Origin of the sequence: Actinoplanes aureus, from assembly GCF_015704865.1 — a bacterium.
Classification (GTDB): Bacteria; Actinomycetota; Actinomycetes; order Mycobacteriales; family Micromonosporaceae; genus Actinoplanes; species Actinoplanes aureus.
Map to the genome: position 1 here is coordinate 1 of NZ_JADQTO010000014.1, position 17,041 is coordinate 17,041.

General features: G+C 71.0%; 14 protein-coding genes. 5 read left to right on the forward strand and 9 right to left on the reverse strand.

All coding sequences use genetic code 11. The annotated features are described in order from the left end of the window. Positions 1-376, reverse strand: a 376-nt coding sequence (locus I4J89_RS27120) for a sigma-70 family RNA polymerase sigma factor (RefSeq protein WP_196416920.1), incomplete at its 3' end; no start/stop codon positions are given. Positions 377-752: 376 nt separating this feature from the next. Here I4J89_RS27120 and I4J89_RS27125 point away from each other — a divergent pair. Continuing rightward, entirely contained in the window at positions 753-1,415 is a 663-nt protein-coding gene (locus I4J89_RS27125) for a DedA family protein (protein WP_196416921.1), read from the forward strand. Between the two features lie 20 nt (positions 1,416-1,435). Beyond that, complete coding sequence (locus tag I4J89_RS27130; protein ID WP_196416922.1) at positions 1,436-2,272, forward strand: SDR family NAD(P)-dependent oxidoreductase; 837 nt, start codon at positions 1,436-1,438, stop codon at positions 2,270-2,272. A 363-nt stretch (positions 2,273-2,635) separates the two neighbouring features. Here I4J89_RS27130 and I4J89_RS27135 read toward each other — a convergent pair whose 3' ends face one another. Next, a complete protein-coding gene (locus I4J89_RS27135; protein ID WP_309238496.1) occupies positions 2,636-3,766 on the reverse strand; it encodes an outer membrane protein assembly factor BamB family protein in 1,131 nt (376 codons plus the stop codon). 6 nt (positions 3,767-3,772) lie between these two features. Next, positions 3,773-5,806 carry an alkaline phosphatase family protein gene (locus I4J89_RS27140; protein ID WP_196416923.1) on the reverse strand — a complete coding sequence of 678 codons (2,034 nt, stop codon included), beginning with the start codon at positions 5,804-5,806 and terminating at the stop codon, positions 3,773-3,775. Between the two features lie 104 nt (positions 5,807-5,910). Between I4J89_RS27140 and I4J89_RS27145 the strand changes: the two genes are divergently transcribed. After that, the gene (locus I4J89_RS27145; RefSeq protein ID WP_196416924.1) at positions 5,911-7,110 is read left to right on the forward strand and encodes a glycoside hydrolase family 18 protein; all 1,200 of its coding nucleotides are present in this window, start codon (positions 5,911-5,913) and stop codon (positions 7,108-7,110) included. Here I4J89_RS27145 and I4J89_RS27150 read toward each other — a convergent pair. The 5 genes from I4J89_RS27150 to I4J89_RS27170 form a co-directional block, all read right to left on the reverse strand. Continuing rightward, a complete protein-coding gene (locus I4J89_RS27150) occupies positions 7,107-7,802 on the reverse strand; it encodes a LamG-like jellyroll fold domain-containing protein (RefSeq protein ID WP_309238497.1) in 696 nt (231 codons plus the stop codon). The genes I4J89_RS27145 and I4J89_RS27150 overlap by 4 nt on opposite strands. Before the next feature lie 162 nt (positions 7,803-7,964). Further along, positions 7,965-8,699: a tetratricopeptide repeat protein gene (locus tag I4J89_RS27155; RefSeq protein WP_196416926.1), complete on the reverse strand. Its 735-nt coding sequence runs from the start codon at positions 8,697-8,699 to the stop codon at positions 7,965-7,967. A 112-nt stretch (positions 8,700-8,811) separates the two neighbouring features. Next, the gene (locus I4J89_RS27160) at positions 8,812-10,026 is read right to left on the reverse strand and encodes a tetratricopeptide repeat protein (RefSeq protein ID WP_309238498.1); all 1,215 of its coding nucleotides are present in this window, start codon (positions 10,024-10,026) and stop codon (positions 8,812-8,814) included. 10 nt (positions 10,027-10,036) lie between these two features. Then, a complete protein-coding gene (locus I4J89_RS27165) occupies positions 10,037-10,624 on the reverse strand; it encodes a TMEM165/GDT1 family protein (RefSeq protein WP_196416927.1) in 588 nt (195 codons plus the stop codon). Positions 10,625-10,838: 214 nt separating this feature from the next. After that, positions 10,839-12,446: an alpha/beta hydrolase gene (locus I4J89_RS27170; RefSeq protein ID WP_196416928.1), complete on the reverse strand. Its 1,608-nt coding sequence runs from the start codon at positions 12,444-12,446 to the stop codon at positions 10,839-10,841. 153 nt (positions 12,447-12,599) lie between these two features. On the opposite strand from I4J89_RS27170, the gene I4J89_RS27175 reads away from it, so the two are divergent. Further along, complete coding sequence (locus I4J89_RS27175; protein ID WP_230859681.1) at positions 12,600-13,103, forward strand: hypothetical protein; 504 nt, start codon at positions 12,600-12,602, stop codon at positions 13,101-13,103. Here the strand turns inward: I4J89_RS27175 and I4J89_RS27180 are convergent. Next, positions 13,075-14,658 (reverse strand): APC family permease, encoded by a 1,584-nt coding sequence (locus tag I4J89_RS27180; protein WP_196416930.1) that lies wholly within the window; start codon positions 14,656-14,658, stop codon positions 13,075-13,077. The two genes, I4J89_RS27175 and I4J89_RS27180, sit on opposite strands and share 29 nt — an antisense overlap. Before the next feature lie 121 nt (positions 14,659-14,779). Here I4J89_RS27180 and I4J89_RS27185 point away from each other — a divergent pair, with 121 nt between their 5' ends. Further along, the gene (locus I4J89_RS27185; protein ID WP_309238499.1) at positions 14,780-17,032 is read left to right on the forward strand and encodes a putative bifunctional diguanylate cyclase/phosphodiesterase; all 2,253 of its coding nucleotides are present in this window, start codon (positions 14,780-14,782) and stop codon (positions 17,030-17,032) included. Positions 17,033-17,041 lie beyond the last annotated feature (9 nt).

Sequence of the window (17,041 nt, forward strand, 5' to 3'; positions counted from 1 at the left end):
GCCGCCGCGGCACCCGCACCGACCACGTCCGGTCCCGGAAATGCCGCTTGATCTCACCGATGACCGTCGGAATCGCATAACCCGCGAAATCGACACCACGCTCCGGATCGAACTTGTCCACCGCCTTGATCAACCCAACCGTCGCGGTCTGGATCAGATCATCGGTCGGCTCGCCCCGGCCGGAATACCGGTGAGCCAGGTGACGGGCGAGAGGCAACCACGCCTCGATAGCGCGGTCGCGAAGTGCGGCACGGGACGGGTGGCCTGCCGGCATGGCGGCCATCGCGTTGAGAAGCTCGGCCGCGCTGTCTACCGGCGCCTGGGCGCTGGCGGCGGTCGACGACGGCAGTGCCGTCGAAGTCTCGGTGACGGTCATGTCGTTGGTCCTCCCTGGAACCTTCCGGAGAGCCGGCCCCTTTTGGGACCCGGTCGGTCGGGTGTCCATATCTGTGGGGCAGCGAGAATCCGCCGCCCAGGCACGCTTTAGCCGTTCGGTTACGGAGACTCTATCCGACAGGTCGAGAGAAGACTAGCCGAAAGTATGAGTCTTTTATAGGGCGAGAATGGCATTAAACGGACGTCCAGAGCGATGCTCCGAGAGGGGAAGCGCTCAAAAAGGGGATCGGAAACGACCCCTGTGGTGTACGCCACGTGAAGATCGACAGCGACCGGACGGCGATCCGAAAGGTCTGACCCGGCTTACCGAACAGGTCGGTGCGGTGACACTCCCGGCTGGAGCTAACGTGTAGCGGATGCCTCCTACAGCCTCCCTTCCAGGACTCCTGGACAATGTCGCCCCGATCCTGGACCGGTGGGGTTACCTGGCGATCGGGGGAGTGATCGTCGTGGAGAGCTTCGGCGTTCCGGCTCCCGGCCAGACGATCATGGTGGCCGCCTCCATCTACGCCGGCGCCGGACGGATGAACATCTACATCGTCGCGATCGTCTCGTTCGTGACGGCGGTGATCGGCGACAACATCGGCTACTGGATCGGCCTGCGCGGCGGTCGCAAGATCGTGCACCGGTGGGGGAAGTACATCTTCGTCACCCCGGAGCGGCTGGAGAAGGCCGAGAAGTTCTTCGCCAAGCGCGGCGCCCGGATCATCGTGGTGGCCCGGTTCATCGACGGGTTGCGGCAGCTCAACGGCGTGATCGCGGGCATCACCAGGATGCCCTGGAAGACGTTTCTGATCTACAACGCGATCGGCGCGCTGCTGTGGGTGGGCTGGTGGTGCACGGTGGCGTACCTGCTCGGCGTCCACCTCGTGGAGATCATGGGGCACGCTCACAAGTACAAGTGGATCGCGATCGGCGTCGTCCTGGTCGCGGTCGCGACCTACGTGACGCTGCATGTCCGGCACGTCCGGCGCCGGCGGGCACGTTCCGCGGCCGCCGTCGAAGAAGCCCAGACCTGAGACGTACGAGGCGCGGAGCTGTGCAGCGGTTCACCTTCGCGGGGCGTACCTGCGTGATCACCGGGGCGGCTAGTGGCATCGGGGCGGCGCTTGCTCTGAACCTCGCGAAACGCCGGGCGGTGCTGGATCTGGTCGACAAGGACGGTGCCGGACTGGACCGGGTGGCCGGGATGGCCCGGGAGCTCGGGGCGGGCGACGTCTGCGCGTACCCCGTCGATTTGAGCGATGGCGGCGATCGCCGCGACCTGGCCGCCGAGATCGCGTCCCGCCATGGTGGTGCCGATCTTTTGATCAACAACGCCGGGGTGACGCTGACCGGCACGTTCGAGCAGAACAGCAGCGCCGACATCGACTGGCTGCTGGAGATCAACCTGCATGCGGTGGTGCGGCTGACGAAGGCGTTCCTGCCCCAGCTGCTGGCCCGGCCCGGCTCGCACGTGATCAACATGTCCAGCCTGTTCGGGCTGATCGCGCCGCCGGGCCAGGTGGCGTACGCGACGAGCAAGTACGCCGTGCGCGGTTTCACCGAGGCCCTCCGGCACGAGCTGGCGCCGCGCGGCGTCGGTGTCACCGTCGTGCATCCCGGCGGCATCCGCACGAACATCGCCGCCAACGCCCGGGTCAGCGGCCTCGACCCGGACGGCGAGCAGGCGGCGCAGGCCCGCCGGTTCGCCGAGGCCGCGCTGACCATGCCGCCTGAGGAGGCGGCCCGCCAGATCGTCGCCGCGATCCAGGCCCGCCGCCCCCGCCTGGTGATCACACCGGCCGCCAAGGCCGGCGACTGGTTGGCCCGCCTGACCCCCACCCGCTACTGGGCCATCAGCGAACGCTTCGCCCGCCGCCGAAACCTAACCTGAAACCAATTCAGAGGTACGCGCCCGCAAAGTCCCGCCCTGCCCGCGACCCAGCAACCACACCAGCCCTCACCGCGCCCGCCGGGCCAAGCAAAACGCAAGCTCACCCCAACTGCCACACCACACCGCACGACGCCCGCCGGCTTCGAGACGCGCAATGCCCGCGAGCCGAGATGCGCACAACCACACCGCATTGCGGCGTCACCAAGATGCCCCCAATGCCGCGGGCGGGGGTAACCGCAACCACATCGCATTGCGCCCGCCGGCGTCGAGGGTGCCGAAAACGGCTAGCGAAGCGTGGTCGTTTTCGGTGCCCTCGACGCCGGCGTCAAAGGGCGCAATGCCCGCGAGCCGGAGGCGAAGCCATCAAGCACTGCCGGTTAGCACAGCGAATCTGGGGTGTTCGGCGCCGCCGATTGTGGTGAAGTCTCCGCCTGCGCTGATCGTGCCGGCGGGGTTCGCGGAGAGGACGCGGACGCCGATGACGCCGTTGGCCTGCGGCGCCCAGGCTGTGAGGCGGCCGGCGCCGGTCATCGCGGCGAGCTTCACCCTCGGCATGGATCCGTCCAGGCAGGTGCCCTGCGGGCCGTTGCGCGGGGTGAGGCAGGCCCGGTCGAAGTGGCCGCCGACGTAGGTGACGCCGTTCAGCGTGGTGATCGCGACCGCGTCGCCGTCGAAGACCCGTTGCCAGCGCATCGACCCGTCGAGCGCGTTGTACGCCACCGCCCGTCCACCCTGCCCACCCGTTGCCGCGTACACCCTGGAGCCGTCGACCGCGATCGCGTTGACCTCGGCCGTCACCTTCGGCCGGAAGTATGGGTCGAGAACGCCGGTGCGTCCGCTCACCGCGGCCAGGCGCAGTGTGCTGCTGACCCCGTTCACCTTGTGGAACGCGCCGCCGAGGAAGAGTTGGGCGCCGGTCACCGCGAGGGTGTGCACGCGGTCGTCGGCGTGTGCCCGCCAGGCGCGGTCGAGTCGCCCGGTGGCCAGCGAGAAGGCGGCCAGGTTGCGGCGCTTGCTGCCGTTCACCGCGGTGAAGCTGCCGCCCAGGTAGAGGCGGCCGTTGCCGGCGGCGAGGGCGTACGGGGTGCCGTCGACCGCGTGGTTGAACCGGCCGACGGCGCCGGTGACCGGGTCGAGCTGGGCGATCGAGTCGCGTTTCTGGCCGGCGACGGAGTGGAAGTAGCCGGCCGCATAGACACCGCCGGCCGTGGCGGCGAGTGCGCGTACCGTGCTGTCGGCGGCCGGTGACCAGCCGAGCAGCTCGCCGGTGCGCGCGTCGAAGGCGGCGAGCCGCAGGCGCGGATAGGTACGCCCGCCCCAGCTCGCCTTGGTGAACGACCCCCCGACATAGACCGTGCTTCCCCGGTAGGCGATCGCGTAGACGGTGCCGTTGAACGTGGGCGCGGAGCGGGCGGTGCCGTTGACCGCCTGTGCCGGTGCCGCGACGAACATCAGGGTCAGGACGGCGACGAGGGCCAGGCGGAGAGAGCGCACATTCGGTTAACCATCCCGACTTGGGGAAAGTCGCGCCGATATGTCCGGATCGAGATCTTCGGCACGCAACGGCTCGCCGGCCTCCAGCGGAGCCGGTTCGGGCTCGCGCAGGCCGAGCATGGTGAGCCATCGGAGGAGCTGCCGGTGCACCGCGTCCGGCCCGTCCAGGTCGTCGTCGACCGGCCAGCCGGCCGGGTGGACCAGGACCGCTTCGGTCTGCCAGCCGCCCAGTCCGCCGTGTGAGCCGACCAGTTCCTCGAAGGCGGCGACCTCCTGCGTCGCCGGGCCCATCGAACTGATCACCACGAGGTCGCCGATGTGCGCGGAGCTCTGGTGGCGCAGCAGGTCGCGGCGGGCCCGCGGGCCGTACGGCAGGAGCGGGTCGGTGCCGGTGACCGCGCCGTCCCGCAGTCGCTGGGAGCCGCCCGAGCCGTACACGACCGGCCCGTCGTCGTCCTGCACCACGACCAGTCCGACTCCCGGGTGCGCGGCCAGCCCGCTGATCAGCCGCGGGTACGCATGCTCGACCGCGGCCCGCTTCAGCCGGTGCGGAAAGCGGGTCAGATAGATCATCGACAGGTTGCCCGAGGAGACCACGAGCACCGGGGCGGGCGCGGGTTCCTCCTCCACCGCGGCCGCGTAGTCCGGGGCGGCGAGCCGGTCGACCACCTCGTCCAGGGTCTCGCCGTACCGCTGCCGGAAGGTGGCGCCCTGGCTCTGCCCGTGATCGGAGAGGACCACCAGGTGGTAGCGGCGGGCCGCCTCCGGAGCGAGCCGTTCCAGGACGCCGAGCATCCGGTCCAGGTTCTCCAGCTGGCGCATCGACTCCGGGCGGGCCGGTCCGGCGTGGTGCGCGACCTCGTCGTAGTCGACCAGGTCGCAGTAGATCGCCGGGACGCCGCGGGCCATCTGCTCGGCGACCAGCGAGACGTTCACGTCTCGCAGCAGCATCGACGCCGGGCGCAGCGCCAGGAACGCGCCGGAGCGGCTGACCCGGGGTTGCAGGTTGCGCCGGCGCTGGAGGCGGGCCTGGTGCAACTCGGTGAACACCTCGGCGACACCGAGTACGAGGGCGCGGGTGAACCCGTACGGCGAGGCCATGAACGCCGCCCAGCCGCGGGCGGACCGGCCGGGCAGGGCCGCGTGGCTGACCGTGAGCAGGTTGGTCACCGCGTCCCCGCTGAACGCGTTGCTGATGCTCACGCCCCCGTCCCGGAGCAGCCCTTTGCCGTCGCTGATCCGGCCTTCGATGATCGCCGCGTCCCGGGGGCGGCTGGAGACCATCAGTTTGCCGGTCTCCTTCTCGTACCAGCGGAAACCTGGAACCTGCCGGGTCGCGCCGTGCAGGATCCCGGCCTGAGAGGCGGGCGTGGTGGACGGCAGTCCGGTGTGCCAGGGGTGCACGACGTGGCTGCCGGTACGCAGCCAGTGCCCGAGGACGGGCAGGTTGCCGGCCCGGACGGCCCACCGCAGCACCGGCTCCGCCACCCCGTCCAGCTGGACCATGAGCAGCCCGGGTTCGGTGCCCGGGGCGGGCCGGCGGAAGGTCAGCAGCGGCCCACCGTCCCGGCGGGCGGCCCGGCGGCGTACCGCCCGCATCAGCCGGCGCGCCTCCCGGACGAAGGTGTCGTCGCTGCCGCTGTCCGCCATCCAATCCAGCAGGGCGGCGACCACGACGGCGAGGACGGCGGCGGTCACCAGCGTGGGCAGGCCGCTGATCTGCTCCGCCGGGTCCAGTTCGAGGGCGACGGTCATCACGACGACCTGCGCGACCACACCGAGGAGCATCGCGCCCCAGCCGCCGAGCGCGGTGATCCCGACCAGCAGCAGCGGACGCAGCACCGCGCCGACCACCGCGACCAGCACCACGAGACCGAGAACGTCGATGATGTCGGTGCTGGCCACACCCGGCATCAGCCACAGAGTGAGGGTCAGCACCACGAAGGTGGTGAGGGCGCTGCGCAGCACGGCCCGCATCCGGTTGAGGACGCGGCGCCAGGCGAACAGGGCGCGCACCTCGTCGCGCGGGCTTACGGCCACGAATCGAGGTTTGCACAGCCGTGCACAGCAGACCACGTTCAAGGTCACACTCGTACGGGGGAACGACGGCCCGCTCACCCGGTTCTGCGGTTACCTTCGTGCCGATGCGTCCCCGGTCGGTGTCTCTGCTTCTCCTGCTCCTGACAGCCCTCGCCGCCTGCGGTTCGGAACCACTCCCGGATCCGCCCGGGCCGGAGCCGGCGGCCCGGGTGATCGCCGGCTACTTCACCGAGTGGGGCGTCTACGGCCGCGACTACCGGGTCAAGGATGTGGACACCAGCGGCGCCGCACGCCGCCTCACCCATCTGAAGTACGCGTTCGGCAAGGTCGGCGGGGGCCGGTGTGCGGTCGGCGACGGCTGGGTGGCCTATCGGAAGCCGACCGCGGCGGCGGACAGTGTCGACGGTGCCGCCGACCGGCCGGCCGATCCGCTGCGCGGCAGTTTCGGCCAGCTCCGCAAGCTGAAGGCCAAGTATCCGCAGCTCAAGGTGCTCTGGTCGTTCGGCGGCTGGAACGGCTCGGCCGGCTTCGCCGAGGCGGCACGGGACCCGGCCGGCTTCGCCGAGTCGTGCCGGGCGCTGCTGTCCGACGGCCGCTGGGCCGGCCTCTTCGACGGCATCGACATCGACTGGGAGTACCCGAACGCGTGCGGGCTGGCCTGCGACACCAGCGGGCCGGACGCCCTGCCCCGGTTGCTGGCCGCGTTGCGTGCCGCGCTCGGTCCGGACGCGCTGATCAGCACGGCGGTGCCCGGGGACGTCGGCAAGCTGCGCGCCGCCGACTACGCCGGCGCGGCCCGGTACGCGAACTGGCTGGGTGCCATGACGTACGACTACTTCGGTGCTGCCCCCGGCGGGAAGGAGTTCCGGACGGCTCCGCACTCGGCGCTGAGCGCGTACCCGGGGATTCCGCGGCCGGCCGCGACGACCGAGGCGACGGTCACCGAGCTGATCAAACTCGGGGTCCCGGCGGAGAAGGTGCTGATCGGGATCGGGTTCTACGGCCGTGGCTGGACCGGGGTGACCGGTGCCGAGCCGGGTGCCGCCGCCACCGGCCCGGCACCGGGCCGGCACGCCAAGGGGATGGAGGACTACCGCGTACTCGCCGACCGGTGCCCGCCGACCGGGACGGTCGGTGGTACGGCGTACGCCCGGTGCGGCGGCCAGTGGTGGTCCTACGACACACCGGAGACGATCGGCGCGAAGGTGGCGTACGCCCGAAGCCGTTCCCTGGGCGGCCTCTTCGCCTGGGAGCTCGCCGGCGACACCCCCGACGCTCGTCTGCTGACCGCCCTGAGCAGTTAGCCGATACGCACCCAGACGTTGTCGAGGATGCCGTTGAACTGGTCGTTGTCGCGGTAGGCGCCCTTCGACCCGATACTGAGCGGCTGGTTGTTGCGCACCGACAGGCCGGCCGGCACCAGGGTCCGGCCACGCAGCACGCCGTCGACGTAGATGTCCAGGATGGTGCGGGTGCGCTGGCAGCGGATCCGATGCCAGCGGCCGTCCGCGGTGGTGACGGCGCTGCGGGCGATCCGGATGGTGGGCCGCCGCACGTCGACCAGCACGCAACTGGGCCGGCCCGCGAAGCCGTCGATCTGGAGTTTGTACTGGCTACTGGTGGTGGAGTAGCCCTTCTGGAGGACGTTCTGGCCCTGGCTGGTCTGGCCGGGCGGTAGCAGTACGTCGGCGCCGAAGGCGATGTCGCGGGTGCCCGGGTTCAGGTCGGCGGAGTTGCCGCTCTGCAGGACCACGTGCGGGCAGATCCGCTGGGTGCACTTCCCGGGGAACGCGATGGCGCTGCCCGGGCCGTGCGCGACCGGGCGTACCCGGCCGCCCTGGATGGACAGGACGCGCAGCGTGTGCCCGTTACCGGACTCGTCGATGAGTGAACTCGGCTGCCCGTTGAACCCGTACCGGACGATGAACGCCGGCGTCGGGGCAGCCTGCTGGCCCGGCGTAGGGTCGTTTGCCTGCGCCGGGGCGGCAACGGTCACGATGGCCAAAAGCGCAGCGGGCAAACATGATCGCATGCCCGAATTATTACTTCTAGGGTGTTCTGTCCGGTCCGGAATGGCCTCGCCTAAAGACTGAAGCTGCCAACTGAACGGATTAACCACTCCAAAACGGGTTAAACCTGTACACCCTAACGAGGTATGTCAGGGACGGTGCTCCTCCGGCCGTACCGGCTTGCTGTCCTCCTTGCGGCCGAAGAGCTTCCAGCCCCGCTTCTTCTTCTCCACCACCGGTACGGCCTCGCCGTTCAACACGTCCAGCCGATGCTTGGCCACCGGGTTCCCCGGCTCGAGGCGCAGCGAGGTGAGCAGTGCCTGCCGGGCCTGGTCGACGTGGCCGAGAGCCGCCAGTGCGACGCCGTGCGTGAAGTAGTAGTGCGCCTCGGTCGGGTCCAGCCCGATGGCGGTACGCGCGGCCTGCTCGGCGTCGGCGAGTTGCCGGTCGGCGGCGAGCAGCGCCCAGGCCACCCGGTCGTGCCAGAGCGGGTTCTTCGGCTCCACGATGACCGCCCGGTACGCCATGCCCATCGCCTCGTCGTGCCGGCCCAGCAGGGTCAGCGCGCGGCTCGCGATCGCCAGCGGGCGCGGGTCGTCCGGCACCAGATCGACCGCGCGGGTCGCCGCGTCCAGGGCCGGCTCCACCTGATCCAGCGCGAGCCGTACCCGGGCCATCAGGATCCAGCCGGGCGCCGAGTCCGGACGCGCGGCCAGCACCGGCGCCAGCATCTCGGCCGCCTTCTCCGGCTGGAGGTGCTCGAAGAGCGCGGCGGCCCGGGCGACGGCGAGGTCGGTGGGGTCGGCGAAGGCACGCGCCGAGGCACCGTCCGGGTCACCGAGCGGGACTGCCGGGACAGCGGTGGAGGCGGGGGTAGAGGTCACGCGGACCTCTTCGGCCGTTCCCGGCGGAAACTGAGACGAATGCCGGCGGTAGCGGCGAAGCCGGGGAGGGTCCGGCTTCTGGTGGGAGTCGCAGGCGTACCGCGCAGGGTTTTCAGCGTCCTGCGCGCCGGCGGCGGAAGACTACGAAGAGACAGCCCGCAGCGGCCGCGAGCGCGGCCGCCACGGCGGCCGGGCGCCACCCGGCGTCGGCCACGTCGGTGGCCGCCAGGCCGGTGGCCACCGCGATGCAGACGCCGGCGACCAGCCAGAGGGAGTACGTGGAGAGGCCGCGTCCCTTGTCGCCCGGCTCGTCGGCCGGCGCGGTGAGCAGGCGCACCGCGAAGCCGGCCGCGGTGGCCGTGCCGAGCAGCGCGGTGAGCCAGCCGGACGGGGCCACGACCGCGAGCAGCAGCAGGCAGAGGGCGAGACCAGCGGCGAGGACGGCCACCCGCTGGCGGCCGTGGGTGAGCAGATCGCGCAGGTAGCGGCGCAGGGCGGGATCCAGCCGGGCGAGGAAGAAGCCGGCGTACGCGGCCGGGGTGAGCACCGCCAGGGCCGCCACGATCCGGGCCCCGCCGGCCGACCCCTCGGCCAGACGCCAGCCGACGTACGCGAGCAGCACCAGAATGATCGAGGTGTAGACCAGGAACTGGCGCAGCGCGACGTCCAGCAGGAACCGGCTGGCCTCCTGCCGCGGGTCCGCTCGCAGCGCGCCGACCAGCCCGGACGCGCCCCGGGCCAGCCGGCTGAGCGCGAACGGGTGATGGTGCACCACATCGAGCGCGGCCAGTTCGTGCTGGGCGACCGCGTTGTCCGGTTCCAGGCTCAATGCGTCGCGCAGCGCCTGCCGAGCCCGGTCGAGCAGGTTGAGCTGCTTCATCACCATGGCGTAGGTGAGCCGGAAGTCGGCCTCGTCCGGGCCGTGCCGCACGGCCTCGCGCGCCGCGTGCTCCGCCTCGACCGGATGCCGGCCCTCCTCCAGGTACGCCCACGCCAGCCGGTTGTGCCGGTACGGGTTCTCCGGCTGGCGCCGCACCGCCTCCCGGGCCGTGGCGATCGCCTCGTCGTGCCGTTCCAGCGCGGTGAGCGCCCGGCTCAGCGCGGAGAGCGCGTCCGGCCACTCGGGGGCGTGCCGGACCGCCCGCCGGGCTGTCTCCTCGGCGAGCACCGGCCGCTTCAGCGCCAGCTGGGCGTGGGTCATCAGAACCAGGGCCGTGACGTCGTCCGGCTCGGTCGCGAGCACCGGACCGAGGAGCTCCGCGGCGGCGCCCGGATCGCCGCGGAGCAACTGGGCCCGGGCCATCTCGACGGACCGGTCTTGCGGCACAGCGACTCCCCTACCGAAGTTCGATCACGCCTTCGGTGATCAGCCAGATGCCGAAGATAGCGAAGAGCGCGGCGGCGCCGTACTTGATGACCTTCTCCGGCAGGTGCCGGCCGAGGTAACGGCCGACCACGATGGCCAGCGCGTCGGCGGCCACCATGCCGATCGTCGAGCCGATCCAGACGCCGAACCAGCCGTGCTGGGTGGCCAGGGTGATGGTGGCGAGCATGGTCTTGTCGCCGAGCTCGGCCAGGAAGAACGCGCCGCCCACGGCCAGGATGGCCGAGCCGGTGGAGCGTTCGGCCTTGCCCTTCTCCTCGTCGGTGAGGCTGTCGCCGCGTAGCGTCCAGGCACCGAAACCCAGGAAGGCGATGCCGGCGATCAGCGAGATCCAGCCGGTCGGAAGGGTCGCGCCGAGGCCGTAACCGATGCCGACCGAGACCAGGTGAACCACCGCGGTGGCCACGGTGATGCCGATCAGCACCGGCATGGTCTTGAATCGAGTGGCGAAAGTCATCGCCATGAGCTGCGATTTGTCGCCCAGCTCGGCCACGAAGATGACCGCGAAGCTGATGGCCAGAGCGGCCAGGAAACCTTCCACAAACTTCTCCCGGTAAGCACGACCGGGAGGGGGCGCAGGGCGACCTCGACCCGGCCGTAATGAATACAGCCTGGTCGAAGGTCTCGCTCGCCTTGGAAAAGGCCGCGCGGCCGGACCCCGGTAAACCGTGATCAGTATGTCGACCGCGACATTGAGAGCTACTCCCCTTCGCGGGGACGAGCATAGCTCACCGCGAAGGGGAGCAGCTCCCAGGTCAGCGACCGGTGATCAACCGCTGGAGGCGGAGCCGGTCGTTCGGCGTACCGGCCCGCTTGCCGGCCGGAGCCGGAACGGTGGTGGCGGCCGGCGTCGGCTGCGCGATCGGTTCGCACTGTTTGTCGGAGCGGTTGGCCTTCACCCGCTTCGGCAGCTTGCCGGAGCCCAGATAGTCGGCGATCGCGTCGTCGACGCAGGTGTTGCCGAAGAGCGAGCCGGCGTGGGTGGTGCCGCCCACTCCCTCGATCAGGGCGGAGCGCGGGAACCGGCGGCGTACCTCGAGGCTGCCGGAGTACGGCGTGGCCGCGTCCAGCGTCTCGCTGATCAGCAGGACCGGCGGCACCTTGGCGCCGCTCACCACGACCGGCTTGCCGGCACGGCCCGCCCAGTGCCGGCACGGCGCGTTGTACCAGGCGTTGCCCCAGGTCTCGAACGGCGCCTTGCGGTGCACCCGCCAGTTGTCCCGGGTCCAGGTGCCCCAGCTGCGCGGCCACGGCGCGTCGGTGCACTGCACGCCGAGATAGATGGCGTAGCCGTTGTCCGAGCCGGCGGTCTGCGGGTGCTGCTCGTCGTAGAGCTTCTTGAGCGGCTGCGCGTCCTGCTTACCGACCCAGGCGGCGAACGCCTGCGCGGTCGCCTCCCAGCCGAAGATGTAGTAGCCCGGCTGCAGGAAGATGTCGGTCCACTCGGCCGGGCCGATCAGCCCGCCGGCCGGCTTGGCGGCCAGCAGGTCGAGCTGCTTGTAGTAGAGCTTCTCCACGGCCCGGGCGGTCTTGCCCAGGTGGTAGACCGAGTCGTGCTTGGCCAGCCAGGCGAAGTAGACCTTGATGCTGCGGTCGAAGGCGACGTCCTGGTCGAGGTTCGAGCGATACCAGACCCGGGTGGGGTCCACCACGCCGTCCAGGACCATCCGGTGCACCCGGGTGGGGTAGCGGGTGGCGAAGACCTGGGCGAGGTACGTGCCGTACGAGAAGCCGTAGAAGCTGACCTTCTCGACTCCGAGCGCCTGCCGGATGCTGTCCACGTCCCGCACCGAGTCCTCGGTACGCAGGTGGTTCAGCAGGTCCTTGCCGGCCCGGGCGCAGGCGGCCGCGTACCCGCGGGTCCGGGCGTGCCAGGCCTTCTCGATCGAGGCGGAGGACGGCACGTACGCCGGCCGGTTGTACCCCTGGTAGTCGCTGTCGCAGGTGAGCTTCGGCTTGCTGGTGCCCACCCCGCGCGGGTCGAAGCCGATCCAGTCGTACGCCGCTCCGGCGTCCTTCGGCACGTGCGAACCGAGCGTCGCCATGCTCAGCCCGGGTCCGCCCGGACCGCCCGGGTTGACCAGGATGACGCCCTGGTAGTCGGCGGCGGGCACGGTGTGCTTGATCCGCGAGACGGCCAGCTGGATCTTGGTGCCGCTCGGCTTGCGGTAGTCCATCGGCACGCTCACGAAGCCGCACTCGGCGCTCCGAGCCTTCAGCGTCGCGTCGGTGCAGGGGCCCCAGGCGATTGCCGCCGGTCCGTGCTTACGCCCGCCACCCTGCGGCCCGGCCTGTGCCGCCGTGACCGCGACCCCCACCGCGCAGAGTGCGACCGCGGTGGCAGTCGCCCAGAATCTTCTCATTTTCGCCCCTTGTATCCAGATTCACCCCTTATGTTGTGGGGTGAACCGGACACAGGCACCCGTCCACGCCGGAAGCGCTCGCAATTTCCTCCACCCCGACGCGCGTGCCCGGAATGCCCACAGACGGGGGAATCGCCTGTCACCATGCGAACCATGGACGAGTTCTGGCTCCACCCACGGCTGGGGACGGCAACTCGGGACGGCCGGGCACCGCGGCACTACCTGGTGGCCCTCCAGCACGCCGTACAGACACTGGACGCCGACCCGCGCTGGCAGCAGTGGTGGCGCGGCTCAGGCTTCGCCGGCTGCGAACTCGGCATCGTCACCGAGGGGCAGTACGACCATCTGCGCCCCAGTGCCGACATCCGCCGTGTCGACGACCAGCTGCGCGCCAATTTCACCTGTGAGCTCCCGCCACCCGGCAGCGACCGGGAGGAGCTGGCGCGACGGGCGACCACCGAGGTACGGACCATGTTCGAGGTGATCCGCGAGGCGATGGCGCTGCCCGACCTGCCGCCGACGCCGGAGCCGTCCACGCCGCCTGCCGACGCCGACGACGACGTACCGGTGACCGCGAAGGGGCTGCCCTCCATCCCGCGCGAGCTGGAACAGCAGGGCTACCTGACGCTCACTCAGGTCCAGGACTTCTTCGGCTGAGCTCGACCCGCTCCGGCCGGTGGGCGCCCGGCGTCCGTTGCCGCGGGATCCGCGGCGGCTCGGGCTCCGCAGGCGGCTGCGGCGTGATCACCACGGCCGCGCCACCCAGCCCGATGCCGGCGTAGACCACCGGGTTCCGGGCGCGCAGCACGGCCGCGTGGCACAGGCCGAGCAGCAGGCAGCCGGCCAGCGCCCCGGGCACCGCCCGGACCAGCGCATATCCGGCGGGCAGATCGAGCAGGCCGGGCAGGTCGCGGAACGCCAGGTAGGCGATGCTGGTCAAGGACACAGTGGACAGAACGGGCGCAAGAAAGCGGGTCCAGGCGCCTTCGACCCCCGGGTTCCGGTTGAGGTGCAGCAGAGCGGCAAGCGACGTGAGCACGTACAACACCAGGATGCTGAGCGCGCCACCGACGATCAGCCAGCGGGCGGTGCCCGGACCCGGATCGGCGCCGGCGGCCCAGGCGCCGGCCAGGGCCGCCCCCGCGACCAGCGACTGGGTCAGGGAGGCGGTGCGCGGCGCGCCGGTCCGCCTGCCGGTGCGTCCCAGTACGCCGGGAAGTACCTGCTCACGGCCCATGGCGTAGAGGTAGCGGGCGATCGCGTGATGCAGCGCCAGCAGACCGGCCAGTACGCCGACGAAGAACACCGCCCGAGCCAGGGTCACCGCCCACGGGTCCGTCCGCTCGGCCGCCAGGGCGAAGACCAGCTCAGTGCCGTGGCCGCCGGCCCGCCCGGCGATCGATCCCGGCCCGGCGGCGACGATCATCGACCAGGAGAGCCCGCCGAGCAGCAGGACGATCAGCACCACCGCGCCGAACCCGGCCAGGCCGGTGGAGCGGCGCGGGCGCAGGGCCTCCTCGGCGTACGTGCCCGTGGTCTCGAAACCGGCGAAGGCCAGCACGCCGACGGCGAGCAACAGCCCGAGCATCGGCCGGTCGACCGCGGCGGGGTCACCGATTGTGATCGACTCGGTGGTCACCCGTCCGGCGTACGGCTTCACGACGTTGACGGCGGTCAGCACGGCCAGCACGGCCGCTTCCGCGCCGGCCAGCAGAGCCAGAACGCCGGCCGCGATCTCCACCCGCATGGTGCCGCAGAGCACGACGAACGCCCAGCAAGCCGCGGCGACGGCCCACCACGGGACGGCCACGCCGGACCAGCTCCGCAACAGCGGCGCCGCGGCGACACCGGTGATGACGTATAGACCGAACTGGATCGCTTGGTAGCCGGCCACGGCGAGCCAGGCGGCGGTCAGGCCGGCCGGGCGGCCGAGGCCGCGAGCGACATACGCGTACGCCGCGCCGGCACTCGGGGCACGCCGGGTCATCGCCGCGTACCCGGTGCAGAAGAGGAGAAGGACCACCGCCACCGCGGCGAAGGCCAGCGGCAGAAGCGATCCCGCGCCGCCTGCCAGCGCGGACGGGAGAACCGTGACGGCGGTGACGATCGGGGCGGCCGCAGCCAGGCCCAGAACGGCGACGAAGGCCGCACCGATGCGGCCGGGGGCGAGGGCGTTCGACGGATCATCCTCGGGCGTACCCACGGACTCCATTCAGTCGCACCGGACCCTCGATGACAACCTTACGTATTGAGCCAATGACCGTTCGTGACCAGATTGGCACGCGGCCGCGAGATTTCCTCAACTGGCCGCCGAGTTCGCCGACAGCAACCATGTGCTCGCCTCTCAGCAACTGACGGAGTTCCTGTCCGTCGTCGCCGACCGGCCCGACGAGGCCGCCGCGCAGCACGCCGCCGTCGAGTGCGCGGTCCGCGCGCTCGAGGCCGACCTCGCGGTGCTGATGGTCGACGGTGGCGTGGTCGCGGCCGTCGGGCTGCCCGTCGACCAGATTCCGGCCCACCCGCTCACCGAGATCGCCGCCGGCCGCCGAACCGTGCTCGAGGCCGGCGAGTCCAGGTACGCCGTCGCCGTCGCACCACTCGGCAGCCCGTCGACCGGTCTGCTCGCCCTGGGCCGTCGCGAGGGCACGTTCACCGTCGAAGAGGTGTGCCTGCTGCGCGGCATGGCCCGGGTGCTCGAACTGAGCCTCCAGGCACTCCACCTGGTGGAGGCCGAGCGCCGGCAGGCCGAGGAGAACACCCGGCTGATCGACTCGCTACAGCGGCGGCAGCGCCTCTTCGACGAGCTGAGCACGGTGCAGCGGGCGATCGCCCGGCGGGAGCCGCTCCAGCGGATCGTCGACATGATCACGAAATCCGCCGCCGAGCTGATGGACGTCGAGATGGCCGGGCTGACCCTGCTGGACGCCGACGACCAGAGCCGGACCAGCCTGATCGCCTCGCAGGGCATCCCGGAGGAGGGCGTGTCCCGGATGCAGCGGGTCCCGGTCGCCGCGCTCGGCGCCGCCGGCCTGGCGATCATGGGGAACGAGCTGGTCGCCGTCGACGACTACGCCAACTCGCCGATCGCCGTTCCCGAGGTGGTCCGCGCCCGGCTGAAGAGCGTCATGGCTCTCCCGGTGCACGAGAACGGCGTGGTGATCGGGGCGATGTTCGTCGGCTCGTACACCGACCTGCGGGAATGGGACAAGCCGTCCCAGGAGATCCTGCAAGCCTTCGCCGAGCACGTGAGCCTGGCCATCACCGACGCCCGGACGTTGCACGAGATGAACCAGGCGTTCCACGACACGCTGACCGGGCTTGCCAGCCGATCGCTGTTCGTGACCCGGATGGAGACCGCGCTCGCCACCGCGCGTACCGGCGGGGCGGCCGCTCTGCTGATCGACCTCGACCGGTTCAAGGTGATCAACGACGCGCTCGGGCACCTCGCCGGCGACCGGTTGCTGGTCGCGGTCGCCGACCGGCTGCGGGAGTGCCTGCGCACCGACGACACCGCCGCTCGGCTGGGCGGCGACGAGTTCGCGGTGTTGCTGCCGGAGCTGACCGGCGTGGAGGCGGCGATCCCGGTGGCCCGGCGGATCGTGACGGCCCTGCGGGAGCCGTTCGACCTGGACGGCCGGGAGACCTTCGTGACCTGCAGCGTCGGGATCGCGTACGGCGAGGCGGACGCCGTGGACGCCCAGGAACTGCTGGTCCGCGCCGACCTGGCGATGTTCGAGGCGAAGAAGCAGGGCAAGGACCAGCACGCCGTCTTCGAGCCGGTGATGCGCGAGTCCTTCCAGCGGCACCTGGAGATGGAGGCCGACCTGCGGCGCGCCGTGCTGCGGCACGAGTTCCAGCTGCGGTTCCAGCCGATCGTGCGGCTGCGCACCGGGGAGATCTCCGGACTGGAGGCGCTGGTCCGCTGGCAGCATCCGGAACGCGGGATGATCCCGCCGCTCGACTTCATCCCGCTCGCCGAGGAGACCGGCATGATCGTGCCGATCGGCGAGTGGGTGCTGCGCGAGGCGTGCCGGCAGGCGGCCTCGTGGAACGCCCAGCGCGGCGACGAGCAGCCGCTGTCGGTGAGCGTGAACCTCTCCGCCGTCCAGCTCGACCGTGCCGACCTGCCCGACGTGGTGCGTTCAGCGCTCACCGAGAGTGGTCTGCCGCCGCACTGCCTGGTCATCGAGCTGACCGAGTCGCTGATCGTCGATCATCGCCCGGAGACGCTGCGCCGGCTCCAGGCGATCAAGGCGCTCGGGGTACGCCTGGCGATCGACGACTTCGGCACCGGGTATTCCTCGCTGGCGTACCTGCGCCGTTTCCCGGTCGACATCATCAAGATTGACAAGTCGTTCGTGGACGACGTCGGTGACGTGCCGGCCGCGGCGGCTCTGACCCACGGCATCATCCAGCTCGGCCAGGCACTCCAGCTCTCCACCGTCGCGGAGGGCATCGAGGACGCCGGACAACTCAGCGAGCTGGCGGACGGAAACTGCGAGCTGGGCCAGGGTTACTACTTCGCCGAGCCGCTGACCTCCGACGCCATGCACGCCCTGCTGTTCCCCGGAGACGTAGCTACCTGACAACTGGGG

Coding starts and splice junctions, on each gene's coding strand:
- I4J89_RS27125 (WP_196416921.1), top strand. CDS start 753: ATGCCTCCTACAGCCTCCCTTCCAGGACTCCTGGACAATGTCGCCCCG.
- I4J89_RS27145 (WP_196416924.1), top strand. CDS start 5,911: ATGCGTCCCCGGTCGGTGTCTCTGCTTCTCCTGCTCCTGACAGCCCTC.
- I4J89_RS27170 (WP_196416928.1), bottom strand. CDS start 12,446: ATGAGAAGATTCTGGGCGACTGCCACCGCGGTCGCACTCTGCGCGGTG.
- I4J89_RS27175 (WP_230859681.1), top strand. CDS start 12,600: ATGGACGAGTTCTGGCTCCACCCACGGCTGGGGACGGCAACTCGGGAC.
- I4J89_RS27180 (WP_196416930.1), bottom strand. CDS start 14,658: ATGGAGTCCGTGGGTACGCCCGAGGATGATCCGTCGAACGCCCTCGCC.